General features: G+C 40.8%; 10 protein-coding genes, 1 tRNA gene and 1 pseudogene. 1 reads left to right on the top strand and 11 read right to left on the bottom strand.

Annotated features, from left to right (window positions below):
- Positions 1-8: 8 nt before the first annotated feature.
- From JCM10519_RS20750 to JCM10519_RS20730, 5 genes and pseudogenes are all read right to left on the bottom strand, one after another.
- Positions 9-1,265 carry a histidine kinase gene (locus JCM10519_RS20750; RefSeq protein WP_347845001.1) on the bottom strand — a complete coding sequence of 419 codons (1,257 nt, stop codon included), beginning with the start codon at positions 1,263-1,265 and terminating at the stop codon, positions 9-11.
- 169 nt (positions 1,266-1,434) lie between these two features.
- Entirely contained in the window at positions 1,435-2,538 is a 1,104-nt protein-coding gene (locus JCM10519_RS20745) for a glycoside hydrolase family 125 protein (RefSeq protein WP_347845000.1), read from the bottom strand.
- Between the two features lie 720 nt (positions 2,539-3,258).
- Positions 3,259-3,513: a hypothetical protein gene (locus tag JCM10519_RS20740; protein WP_347844999.1), complete on the bottom strand. Its 255-nt coding sequence runs from the start codon at positions 3,511-3,513 to the stop codon at positions 3,259-3,261.
- A 218-nt stretch (positions 3,514-3,731) separates the two neighbouring features.
- Positions 3,732-4,020: pseudogene (locus JCM10519_RS20735) on the bottom strand (YciI family protein).
- Between the two features lie 940 nt (positions 4,021-4,960).
- Positions 4,961-5,503: a GNAT family N-acetyltransferase gene (locus JCM10519_RS20730; RefSeq protein WP_347844998.1), complete on the bottom strand. Its 543-nt coding sequence runs from the start codon at positions 5,501-5,503 to the stop codon at positions 4,961-4,963.
- Positions 5,504-6,275: 772 nt separating this feature from the next.
- Here JCM10519_RS20730 and JCM10519_RS20725 point away from each other — a divergent pair.
- Positions 6,276-6,956, top strand: a complete 681-nt coding sequence (locus tag JCM10519_RS20725; RefSeq protein ID WP_347845021.1) for an IS3 family transposase — start codon at positions 6,276-6,278, stop codon at positions 6,954-6,956.
- A 201-nt stretch (positions 6,957-7,157) separates the two neighbouring features.
- On the opposite strand, the gene JCM10519_RS20720 is transcribed toward JCM10519_RS20725, so the two are convergent.
- The 6 genes from JCM10519_RS20720 to JCM10519_RS32610 all read right to left on the bottom strand — a co-directional run bounded on the left by JCM10519_RS20720 (position 7,158) and on the right by JCM10519_RS32610 (position 12,924).
- Positions 7,158-7,231 (bottom strand) — tRNA-Arg (locus tag JCM10519_RS20720).
- A gap of 113 nt (positions 7,232-7,344) precedes the next feature.
- Complete coding sequence (locus JCM10519_RS32615) at positions 7,345-7,428, bottom strand: DUF3881 family protein (protein WP_347845020.1); 84 nt, start codon at positions 7,426-7,428, stop codon at positions 7,345-7,347.
- The gene (locus tag JCM10519_RS20715) at positions 7,397-8,167 is read right to left on the bottom strand and encodes a DUF3881 family protein (protein WP_347844997.1); all 771 of its coding nucleotides are present in this window, start codon (positions 8,165-8,167) and stop codon (positions 7,397-7,399) included. Before JCM10519_RS20715 ends, JCM10519_RS32615 begins: the two co-directional genes overlap by 32 nt.
- 250 nt (positions 8,168-8,417) lie before the next feature.
- A complete protein-coding gene (gdhA, locus tag JCM10519_RS20710) occupies positions 8,418-9,752 on the bottom strand; it encodes an NADP-specific glutamate dehydrogenase (protein WP_054741528.1) in 1,335 nt (444 codons plus the stop codon).
- 156 nt (positions 9,753-9,908) lie between these two features.
- On the bottom strand, positions 9,909-12,560 hold the full coding sequence (locus JCM10519_RS20705) for a doubled motif LPXTG anchor domain-containing protein (RefSeq protein WP_054741526.1): 2,652 nt from the start codon (positions 12,558-12,560) through the stop codon (positions 9,909-9,911).
- 70 nt (positions 12,561-12,630) lie between these two features.
- Positions 12,631-12,924 (bottom strand): prealbumin-like fold domain-containing protein, encoded by a 294-nt coding sequence (locus JCM10519_RS32610; RefSeq protein ID WP_347845019.1) that lies wholly within the window; start codon positions 12,922-12,924, stop codon positions 12,631-12,633.
- Positions 12,925-12,958: the final 34 nt, after the last annotated feature.

Genomic DNA, 12,958 nt, shown 5'->3' with positions numbered 1-12,958 from the left:
AGAAAACCTCAAAACGATTTCCATACCTGATTTTTTTGAATGAAAATATAGTTTTTAATATGGCCCAGCTCCTGTTCCAGTGTTACGATTTCACCATAATCCTTTCCCAGGCTGTACCGGAAAATCTCCCCCAGCCTCTGACACATATCACACACCACGAACACCTGCTTTACTGCTGCAATCGAACTGATCGTCTCCAATGTATTATATAGAAAATGAGGATTAATCTGCAGCTGCAGATTCCGAAGCTGGTTTTCCTTATTTTCCAGCTGTTGGATATAATTCTTTTTAATCAGCTGATCCAGCTTCAGCAGCATATGATCAAACTGGTGATCCAGTTCTGCAATCTCATCTTTTCCCTTAATAGGAGCTTGTATGGTCAGATCTCCGGTTTCTGCTGCACGGAACTTTTGAAGCAGAAGAGCAATCCGGGAGGAAAAACCTCTGCTGTACACGTATGAACAACCGATAATGATCAGGATCAGCGCTCCTATCAACGGGAGCACCAGCCACTGGATTTCAGCTCTTCTTTTCAGTACTTCCTTATTGTTGAAGAGAAACAAAAGTTTCATCCCATAGCTGTCTAAGTCTTTCTGCTCCACCACGTAGGTATTGATTTCCTGAATGGAACCGCTCTTAGGGTTTTCTTTGTCATGGTTCTTTAAATATTCCTGCAAAACCGGAGCAGTATCTGCATCTGTGGAATATAGTATCTCCGAATCCCCACTATATGCAATCACGTCATAGGCTGCATTGCTGTCATGGCTTAAAGCGGCCGGTGCAAACAATTTTGTCATGTAAACATCCAGTTTTACAATTCCCAGCTGTGTTCTGGTCAGACTATCCGTGTCTAGCTTTTCTACCTTTTTCACTATGGATAAAAGAGGCTCTTTATCCCCCAGGACAAAGTATGAAAACCACCCCTCATCTACCGATTGTTCTTTCGGATACCATATTTCCCTGCCAGCCTCTTCTATCATAGAAGCTCTGTTTCCATATACAGGATTCTCTTTGACCATGGAATAAACCATACAGTTTCTGATTTCGCTGTTTTTTTCCAACAGCAGAGATTTTGTTACCTCTTCGCTGATAATCTCTCCCCTGGCATAAGGGTTCTGGCTCTTATCTGCCAACGTGCTTAATATCATCGTATTATTGGAAATAAATCTTAAGCTCTTCTGGTATTGTTCCAGCTTTTCCTCTATATTTTTCGTATACTGGGAAGTGATCTGGGCATGGTAGTTTTCCATCTCACTTATCACCATATTTTCCAGCATTCTGAACAAGAAAGTGCCGACAATCAATATCGGTATCAGACTGATCAGGAGAGAAAAAAACCACCAGCTGCATAAATATAGGCTTCGAATGTATCCATTCCAATTTCATTCCAGGTTTTCCTCCCGGTGCAGATAATTATAATTCATCCATAATTGTTCAGATCCAGAACCCTTGAATTGATAATTGATCCAGCAGTTCTGCAAATATTGAATTAGCCCAGGCAAACCAGTCCCTGGTAAATTCTTCCGGATTCTCCGGATTAAAGGACTCATGCATATAGTTAAGACCGGCATGGGTCGCCGCTATCATTCTCAGACATTCCAGTATCTCATCCCTGTCAGGGGAAGTTAATGCCTGCATCGTTAATCCGATGTGCCAGATAAAGCCTTTTGGTGTATGGGGGCTTCCAATGCCCCGGGCGTATGTACCGGAATAAAAATAAGGATTGTTCTCTGACAGAATGAATCTGCGGGTATTCCGGTAAATCTCATCGGAAGCATCTTTGTAGCCCAGATAAGGAATAGCCAGAAGGCTGGGGGAATTTGCATCATCCATCAGAATATGATGCCCCATACCGTCTGTTTCATAAGCATAGATATCACCGTACTTTTCGTGATGGACAACTCCATGTTTTTCTATACCCTCCCTGATTTCCACCGCGAGTTTTTGGCAATTTCGTGCCAATTCCTCTTTTTGATAAACCGCTCTGCATATTTCCTCTGCATAGGTAAGTGCGGTCACAGCCATCATATTTGCAGGAATCAGATACCCATAGACACACCGGTCATCCGAAGGGCGAAATCCAGACCAGGTCATCCCTGTATAGACTACCGGATTCCCTTTTCCCTCCATAGGAAGTGTATCGGTTTCCACGCAGTCCGTTCTTCGGAAAAAATACTCAGATGTCTCATGGTTCTGTTCCGTAGTAAATACTTTTAAAATATTTTGAAGCATCTCCAGATACTTCTCATCGAAGATATCCGTTTCTCCTGTCTCTTTCCAGAATTGCCAGGAAAGATAAACAGGGGCACATAAGGAATCCACTTCATATTTTCTTTCCCATACAAAGTCATTTAACTTTGTGTCATCTTTATGTCCCGCACCGTTGGCGCTTTCATTAAACGCATTGGCATAAGGATCGATACAGACCATCTCTGCCTGCTTTCGAATAATGCCTTTTATAATCTGACACAGCTCCCTGTCCTTACCTGCATATTTTATATAAGGTTTTACCTGCGCTGCTGAATCACGCAGCCACATAGCCGGAATATCCCCGGTAATTACAAAAAGCTGTCATCTTCCAGTCTTTTTACAGTGGTATCCATGGTATTTAAAAAGCATTGTTTTACTAAGGGCGCCAGTTCGGGATATACCTTTTTATATTCCTCCTCCAGCTTCGCTCCCCTTGACAATAGAATATCCGGTGTTTTTTTCTAACATTTTCTGCATTTGTTCACGTCCTTTCCATTTGTGATTTTATTATACCAGAGGGGGCGATATGTTGGCTAGAGCCAAGATGTACGCTCTCGTGAAACATATTCATTTTTACATTAATATCTTTCGATTCCACAAATTCTATATCTGGTGTTTCAACAGCTCTTACCTTCTTCTTAGTGTACCCTCATTTTGGGGGCCTTTTTTTCATGTATCAGAAATTTCAGAATCAGTTCTATCCAACTTGGGTAAAGGTGTTCAAACATCATTAATTTGTGTCTTAATTTTATAGCAAGTATGCAAATTCCCATAAATACAGGGTTTGAGACATAGAAAAAGGTACGAAATATTGGACAGTCTAATAAAACTGTTCCATACTTCGTACCTGCTTCATTGAAATAATAATGAAAAAAGATTTTCCATGGCTGCAAGTGCCATCTATCGCTTGACCGGAAAATTGGAGTTTATCATGCTCCTATTATGTACATTTACTCTTCACAACATGAAGATATTATTTCCTGCGTCACATCTTTTCCACCCTTACAATTAGTTATTATTGAACCAATGGTATATATTGGCCCCCATGGGAGTCCCCACCATCAATATGAGGGAAAGTAAAGTATATCCCAGACCTTTTACAAACGCACTTTCTCCAGCCCTTATGAGATAAATATCGGAACCGCGTTTAAATGTCATAACTAAAATGGATATGCAAAATTGATATATAACCAATTTACCGCCATTTCTCAATTCGTTATTTATCTCATATTCTGACAAGTCATTAGCGCCTATTATTTTCATCCGGGTGACCTCCTACAGTCTCGTTATATAAATAATCAATAGTCAAAAGTACGACATATTTCTGTCTATTTTTTGCCTTTTTTATACTATCATACTTTTTTATACAAAAAAAGACATATTTTTCCATTCTCAAAAAAATATGTCTTTTGTAGTTGTGAGATAAAAAATTTACTGTTAGGCAAATTATACAGGCTGGGTTAGTGAAAAATTGGAGTTTGTTATTCCGTAAAACTCTTAAAAGCAACGTCATATTTGGTTGGATAGAATTCTATAATTTCATAGTCAGCTATTCCATTTATATTAAATGGGTCTTCTGAAATTATTTCTTTCATTTCAGTTTCATCTTTTGCATTAAATATAATAACACCACCTGTACGTGGATTTTTTTCTACCGGAGCAGATAAATTTTCCTGCTTCATAATGCTTATTTAGAAAGGCAATATGCTCTTCAAGATATTTTTCTACCTCCGTCAACGGTTTCACATAAGTTAAATTTGCAATAAACATTCTTTCTTCCTCCTAAATGTTAAATTTCTATTTGTCTGCGTGATGCAATCATCTTTGAATCCATAATATCAAATCTTTATGTAGAATAAAGCGCTTCTTAACACGTCAAACGAGTGTTTTTTTACCGTCTGGCACTTTGTTCTGGGCAAGCTATTTGGGGAATTCACCCTTGATCAATTAAATAAAACAATCGTTACCTTGGGCGGCCCGTCATTGCCAGTTCCCGAATTGATGACTATGATGGTGATTTCGTTACTTTTCATTACACACGGCATGAAGATAACAAAACCATCACTGAGCATATACCAGCCTTAGATTTTATCAAACGGCTCATCATTCATATCCCGGAGAAGCATTTTAAAATGCTTCGCTATTATGGTATTTATGCCAAACACAACACCACAAACAAGAGAAAGTTTCTCTTGCGATATTTAGACTGGCGTAATTCTATCCTTTTAACTTTTGGATATGACCCACTTCGCTGCCAGAAATGTGGCTCTTCTATGTTGATTTTAGAAGTTTACCACAAAAAAACTGCACTATTTGAACGATATCGAAAGGTCATGGGATATGGATATATCCATATCTATAATTCTTCCTTTATAGTCAAATAGTGCAGTCAAACCAACAAAACAAAAAAACCTCATAAGCAACGTCATGGCGAAGCCCTCCTTCACTCTTTTGCTATGCTATTTTTTTATTTCAATACTATTATAAACTATTTTTGACTATTTGTGGAATTTCCTATAAAGCCAAAAAAGACATAACTTCCTCTTGGCGGAAAGCTATGTCTTTCATGGAATAATAGTGGAAAAAAAGATTTTTAGCTTTGAACCGATAAGATTCCAGCTAATTAACCTGATAAATTGGTAGTTATAAAAGCTTTTGATAAAGTTCAAATTTATCCAAGCCATATTCACTATAGCCTAAATCTACAGTATCAATATATTGAAAACCATATTTTTTTGTAGAGGCAAATTGCTGGTGTGTTTTTTTCATACACATCTAAACGAACCGCTTTTATATTCTTGTCTTTGCTGTATTGAATAACAAAATCCATCATTGCTTTTCCTATTCCCTGCTTTAAATAAAGAGGGTGAACAGCAAATGTATATACAACAAAAATATCTTTATAATCTAACTCTATTTTCCAATTAGCCCTATAATAAGCCAACTCTGGCTCGTGTCTTAGAATTACGCTGCCTAGAATATATTTGTCATTTTTAATCACAAATAAATTACCTTCTTCAATACCTTTCAGAGCAGTTTCTTTAACAGGATATATCCCCTTTTTCCAACCTGGAAAATTGATATGTGTTTCAAGATAATCATTTAAATCATTGTATAAACATTCCAATCCATCTATATCATTTAGACATCCTTTTTCAATCCTCATCGTTTTCCTTCCACTGTATAAATCCCTGTTTGTCTGTGTGATGTAATAATCTTTGAATCTATAATACCACTCTTTACCATATAACAAAAGACACATATCCCCCTTGGCGGAAGCTGTGTCTTTTTGTAAACACCGTGGGAAAATTTTTTTTAAATTTAAGTAAAATATCTCTCAATTAATTAAAATAATATGCTTATTTTAAACATAATGACAATTTGAGATGATCTTTACGTTACCAGTAATAATTATTAACTTTTTTTATTCTCCATGCGAATATTGAATAAAATCTTGTTCAGTTTTACGAATACAATAAGTCAATGCTATCTACCTATACCTATCAATACCATTTACCATTATAATCTATAAGCTCTTTACCAGATACCTTTAAAACAGCTTTTGATATGGTACTTTTACCTGTTCCATTTTTACCGTAAATCAACGAAATCCGTTCTTTTGAATCCGAAAACAACGGCAGTATAGTTTCCTCAGTAAAAGCTGCACCTCTAAGCTTTAGTTTGTAAAACTTTCATACATACTTTTCTCCAACTCTACAAATTCTGGTTCTGGATTGCCGAGCTACGTATTATTGCTATAACAAGAAAACCGCACAGAGTAACTCCTACACGGTCAACTATTATCATTCTTATATTGCGTGGACAGATATTGCGCCTACCGTTGACTAATTATACCAAATATCGCCACAAAGCACAATAATATTATCAATACTCTTGAGAAATTTCACCATTGTCTCTAAACTTTTGATTAACCTAAGAATATAATCAAAGTTTATGGAGGAAATATACATGAGATTTTCTGATGAACAAAAGCAAGAATTGGTTGCTCTTTATTATAATGGTGAATCAGCATCCGATATCTGCCTGCAGAGCGGGGTATTAAGACTACTCCCAAATATGTTGCTGAGCTAATGCGAGAGATGGGAATAGAAAGCATTGTTATTAACTCTAAGAAGGAGTACAAAAAACACCTTCGGTTTGCCAAAAAGCAAAACCATCTGCAACGACAATTTCAAGTTTCGGAACCAAACCGTTTCTGGGTCAGCGATGTCACCTGCTTCAAGATCAATGATAAATATCAGTATGTTTGTATGATCTTAGACTTGTTCTCACGCAAAATCGTTGCATATGGGATATCCCCGAAGAACAGTACATACCTAATAACCTCCACCTTTAAGCGTGCATTCAAGGAAAGGAGTAACCCGCAGCAGCTAACTTTCCACAGTGACAGGGGAGCACAATACACCTCAAATGCCTTACGAAAGTTATTGCGCGTGAACAAGGTTGTCCAATCGTTCTCCAAGTCTGGAAGCCCTTACGACAATGCAGTTGCAGAAGCATTTTTCGCGTCTATGAAAAAGGAAGGGCTCTATCGCACTATCTATAAGTTAGAGCGGCAATTCTGTGAAAGTGTCGATAACTACATTCGTTTCTACAATTCAGAAAGACCACACAGTACATTAAATTATAAAACACCGGATAAGTTTGAGCTGCTGTATGAAGAGAAGAAAACCAGTGCCATATAATTTAGACAATGATGTTCAAAAGTCATTGATTTTGGCTTTTCTATTATAAATTCAAGGTTTTCTATCAAACACAATCTTCAAGCCTGATTTCATATCAAATGTGTAAATACTTATAAACACAGGCTTTTGGGCATAGAAAAAGGTACGAAATATTGGACAATCTAATAAAACTGTTCAATACTTCGTACCCTGTTCATTTGATGTTCCTGAGCGGATTCGAACCGCTGGCCTTCCGCTTAGGAGGCGGACGCTCTATCCTGCTGAGCTACAGAAACTCCTATATGAAACTGCAAAGAAACAGGCAGAATCGTTTTTCTCTTCTGCTTTCCTTTACGGTCCGTCTACTATTATATTCATATTCCGACGTTTCGTCAAGACAATTTTATACTTATTCCACCGGCTCAGAAAAATTCACGGTTCCCTGCATCCATATTTGTCCCTTAAACCTGCGCCCGATTTCCGGAGTTCCCACCAGATCTTTTTTTAGCAATCCCCACGTGGAAAACAAGGTCACTGCACTCTAAAGTAAAATCATAAACCTCTTCTTTGGTGATCTGATTTTTCTTCTCATCTATCTTTACGATTTCTCCTATAATGGAGTACTGGTCACATTCTACACCACAGGGCATAAAGCAGGAATCAATAATGGAATACAGATCCTCTTTCATTACCCTTCTGGAAGCCTGGGAATATAAATCTATATCTTCAATGGTAAGGGTCTCCATCGCGTCTTCATCGCCGTTTTTTGCCGCCTCTAAAAGCGTATTACGGTCTTTTGCCGCCACTCTGGCCTTTTCCCTTTGTATTTCTGTTTTCTGAATAGGAAGAAGGACTTTTCCGCTTACTGCAAGGCCGCTAAGATAGACATCTCTGGTTTCAAGCGGATGATGATCAATGATCCGTTCCCTGCAATCAAAGGAATTGTCTATATAGAATATAAGAGAAATCCCTACCTTATATTCATCCAAAAGGCCGGCGTAAGTTTCCCGCTCCGTATGGCGCTGGATGGAACAGGCTACTTCTGATGTCATATCATTGCTTTTCAAATATGGATAATAGTAGCTTCTATGAAACTCCCCTTCCCGGTCCATTTCTCCAAAGATAGCAATCCCCATACCCGGAGCCACTTCCCTGCGAAGCTCACAGAGATTGGATTCCTCATCAATCTGAATCCGTTTCAGGCCGGTCAAATCTTCACAGAGCTTATCCAATAACTTTTTTTATTTCCCTGTCTTTTTGATAAAGGCTGAAACCAATGGTTCTTAAGAATTTATGCATAGGATCATCACCTGCTTTCTGTCTTTCTAAAATAACTTTCTGGAAAACAATAAGGCGAAGAATACTCCGCCTCAAGCCTTATCGTTTATTATATACTATAAATGATGATAATGCCAGCATAATTTTCGTATTTTAAAAATTGGGGCCAGTTCCCTTTTTTGGAGGTACAGGCCCCTTATTATCTTATACGACTCCCTGTGCTGTCATGGCTTCAACAACTTTTTCAAAACCTGCGATGTTTGCACCGACAACATAATTTCCCTTTACACCGTAACGCTCTGCTGCAGAAGCTGTCTTTGCATAAATATTGACCATAATGTCATGAAGCTTTTCATCCACCTCATCAAAGGTCCAGGAAAGCCTCTGGCTGTTCTGACTCATCTCAAGAGCAGAAGTCGCAACTCCGCCTGCATTGGCTGCCTTGCCCGGCATGAAGAGCATTCCGCTTTCTAAGAATAAATCCGTTGCTTCTCTGGTTGAAGGCATATTGGCACCTTCGGCAACCGCAAAGCATCCGTTTGCTTTCAGCATTTTTGCATCATCTAAGTTTAATTCATTCTGTGTTGCACAAGGAAGAGCAATGTCACATGGGATGCTCCAGATACCTTTTCCTTCTGTATAAACAGCCGTTGGATGGGCATCCACATATTCTTTGATCCGCCCGCGGCGTACTTCCTTGATTTCCTTCACCAGGTTAAGATCAATTCCGTCCTTATCATAAATATAACCGTTGGAATCGCTTAATGCGATGACCCTGCCACCCAGCTGCTGTACTTTTTCCGTAGCATAGATCGCTACGTTGCCAGAACCGGAAATAACCACATTTTTACCGGCCAGCTCCTTGCCGTTATGCTTTAACATCTCATCAAGAATATATACCAAACCATATCCCGTAGCCTGGGTACGTGCAAGAGAACCTCCATAGGTCAGGCCCTTACCTGTAAGAACTCCCTCATATAAGCCGGTCAGCCTCTTATACTGGCCATATAAAAATCCGATTTCCCTTGCTCCCACTCCAATGTCACCGGCAGGAACATCCTGGTCTGCCCCAATGTATTTGGACAGCTCAGTCATAAAGCTTTGGCAGAATGCCATAACCTCTCTGTCTGATTTTCCTTTGGGATCAAAGTTGCAACCTCCCTTGCCGCCGCCAATAGGAAGACCTGTCAGGGAATTTTTGAATACCTGCTCAAAGCCCAGGAATTTTAAAATTCCCTGGTTGACGGAAGGATGAAGACGCAGCCCGCCCTTGTATGGTCCGATGGCGCTGTTAAACTGGACGCGGTATCCTTTATTCACCTGTACCTGACCATTGTCATCCACCCAGGGCACGCGGAAGGAAATAATTCTCTCCGGTTCCACAAGACGCTCCAAAAGACCCATCTTCCGGTATTTTTCTTCATTGGCATCGATGACAAGTTTTAAGGAATCAAGCACCTCTTTAACAGCCTGATGAAACTCAGCTTCCCCTGGGTTCTGGTTCACGACTCTGTCATAGACTTCATCCACATATGACATATTTTTTTCCTCCTTGGATTGGTTTATAAACTGCTTAAATTGGCAAAAAGAGGCCAGAACTCTTCTAAGTTCCGGCCCCTTTGCCTCGTCATAACTTCTAAAAAAATTATAACAAGTTCATTTAATAAAGTCAATAAACAGATTTCCTTTATTTTATTAATTTTCCTTCTTCTTTTTGCTAAGTGCCGCATAAAGAGCTAACATAAAGCCGGACAGGGCTACTATCATCTTACCAGCGGCATTTTGCCTGTCACCTGTCTTAGGCAGATTGGCAAGGGGTACGTTTCCGTCATCAACAATCAGCAGATCCACAGATCCATCTCCCGGCAGGTTTGCAAGCGGGATTGGGTCCGGCACGATTGTTACCGCAGCTCCAGGGCCTCCGGGATTATCCCTTCCGGAAGGTCCTCCCGATGAACCTCCGCTGCCACTGATTTTCTCATCCTGGACCGTAATCGTAAAGCTGTTGACCCCATCTAATGTCACAGGCGGTATATTGTTGTTGATACGATACCCGGCCGGAGCTTTTGTCTCAAGGAATGTGTAGGTGTCCTTTGGCAGTCTCTTTACTACAAACTGTCCGTCACTGTCGGTTACAAACCTTCCTGCTGCCGCCTTGTCGTCCGTATATCCGGCAAAGGATCCATGATCCAGCTTTACAAATCTTCCATCAGAAGCTTTCAGGATAAACTCGGCACCTTTTAACTTCACATCCGCAAAAACTGCATTGGTTTTTACTACAGTGATCTTTGACGGCATATTGGCAACCGCTCCATTGGTTTTTTCAAACAGCCCTGGTGTGGTATACTTAATCTCCTTATTGGCGTCATTGATGGTAAACTCTACTGTCCATGGAGTTGCTCCAAGCAGGTATCCATCCGGTGCTTTTTTCTCAGTCAGGCGGTAAGTGCCATATGGCAGGTTTGTAATAACCCCTTTTCCGTTCAGCACAAAGGTAATGGTATTTCCCACCACCTGATCAGATGTCCAGGAAGCGCCTTCTGACGCCGCCTGATGGCGGTAGCTGTCCCAGGCTCCAGGAACCAGGGTAGAAAGGTTCGACAGCACAAATTCTGCTCCCTCAAGCCTCTTTCCGGTATTTTCACCGTCTACCTTTTCCATTTCCAGATTTCCGGTGCTGATCTTATTGGTCACAGCAATGGTCACAAGAGCGTCATTTGAAACGGACACTGCGCTGCTGTTATCCTTTAAGATACTTACTTTGCCTTCCTCGTCGATCCTGATATAGAACGGTTCAATGGAATCATACCGGTCAGAAGAAATTTCCCTGATCTGGTAATCACCATGTTTAAGTCCCAGGTGAATGCTCCCGTCCTCAGCCGTCATAAACAATCCGGCATCAGAGTCCGCGTCAGTCTTAAACCGGTTCGCTCCAAAAATTGATAAGACTCCATTTTCTTCATACCGCCCCGGGCCTAAAATCTCAAACTGGATTTTGCTTATGGTGTTTCCAAGATTATCCGCTTTCTTAAGCTGAAGCTCAAACTGAGTCCGCTCATTAACTACCGCATTGCCGTTTCCAAGGTCAGCTTCCCTTTGGTCCTCAGTAATGGCAAAATCAAACTCAGCCCTTCCATTGAGGCTCAAATACCCCTTTGGCGCTTTTTCTTCTTTAAGAGTATACGTTCCATATGGGACTCCCTTCATGTCAACATGGCCGTTTACCGCCGTAAAGCGGATCTTGCCGTCTTCTGTCTCAACGCTGCTGATTCCCATTGCCTCCAGCTCATTCTGGCTCTTATTTCTTAAGTCTTCTGCAAAATGTTCAAATGCTCCGTCTACCTTTGATTCCTTTCTGGTCAGGGAGAACCGGGCAGATGCAAGAGCTTCTCCTGTTAAGCTGTCAACCTTATCAAATACCAGAGATCCGGTTCCATAATCATTGGTAACGAAGTCATTTTCGTCTGCCTGAACCGTATAAGCCTCTCTTTCACTGGCCAATGTCACTTCATATACTCTGTCACTTAATTCATAACCGGCTGGGGCTTTCTGCTCCTTCACATAATAGGTTCCCAAAGGAAGCATTCCTGATTCCCCAATGCCGCCGTTTCCAGTTGTCATGGTGCCTGCAAGTGCTGTTAAGTCCTTGTCGGAGTAAATCTCAAATACTGCTCCGTCAAGCCTCATCTCATGGTTGTGGGATGCAGCCTTGTTAATACGTATTTTGGCCTTATTCCTCACATCATATACCATTATGGTCTCCGTATTGCCGGATTGGAGCACAGTAATCTCCTGATCGGAAGATACACCGTAGTTGGCAGGCGCTTCAATCTCCTTTAAAACATAGTTTCCTGCCGGGAGACGTTTTACAGTGACTCTTCCATTGCTTCCGGTCGTAAACCCGGAACCTTCCTCCTGGCTTTCCTTTAATCCGGTATAGGAGTTGTTTTCATCAAGGGCCACATACTTTCCGTCTGCAGTCATCAGTACAAACACTGCACCCTGCAGTATCTCTTCTGTCATTTGATCCCGTTTTTCAATGTTCAGCTCATGAGGCGTATTGACAATACCATTGTTTCCTGTAAAACTCACGCCTTCGGCGCTTTCAATGGTGAAATCCTTAGTCCATTCACTTCCGCTGCTGAATAAATATCCTTCCGGCGCCTTGATCTCCTTTAAGGTGTAGCTGCCGTATGGGATCTCCGTCAGAAGACCGGCCTTTGAATCTCCGGTTCCATCTACCTGGAACCTGATCCACAGCCTTCCGTCCTCATTTCCGGTTGATACATGGGATACTCCCAGACCTAGTACCTGATTTTGGTAAGAGGCAAACGCCCCGTCAATCACTGAGGTTCCGCTTAACTCAAACTGGACTCCACCGATGGCCTTTCTGGTTTCCCCGTCGATCTTTTCTAAGCTAAGAACCGGTTTTAATCACGTTCTTAACAATCAGGTTGATCTGGTTCTGTTCTGAGCTGTTTAAAGTAAGCTCGCCCCGCTCTTCCCCATCTAACAGAGAAACGGTTCCAGCCACATCAATTCTTACGTAAAATGGCTTCACAGATTTATAACCCTCTGCATTAAATTCCTCTATTTTGTAATCCCCATATGGCAGATTCCAGGTGATAAGGCCGTCTTCATTGGTCTGTTTTACTTCATATCCTTTTTCAGACGGATCATTTAACTTAAATCTGGCTTTGCTGAACGGAATCCATGAACTGCTTTCATATTTCCCAGGACCAGTT

Source organism: Clostridium sp. NkU-1, from assembly GCA_001312405.1.
This window is presented reverse-complemented; position numbering and strand designations above follow the sequence as displayed.

What these genes read in the sequence shown, in the direction of transcription:
- JCM10519_RS20745 (WP_347845000.1), bottom strand. Translation starts at nt 2,538, where the DNA reads ATGTGGCTGCGTGATTCAGCAGCGCAGGTAAAACCTTATATAAAATAT.
- JCM10519_RS20750 (WP_347845001.1), bottom strand. Translation starts at nt 1,265, where the DNA reads ATGGTGATAAGTGAGATGGAAAACTACCATGCCCAGATCACTTCCCAG.
- JCM10519_RS20740 (WP_347844999.1), bottom strand. Translation starts at nt 3,513, where the DNA reads ATGAAAATAATAGGCGCTAATGACTTGTCAGAATATGAGATAAATAAC.
- gdhA (WP_054741528.1), bottom strand. Translation starts at nt 9,752, where the DNA reads ATGTCATATGTGGATGAAGTCTATGACAGAGTCGTGAACCAGAACCCA.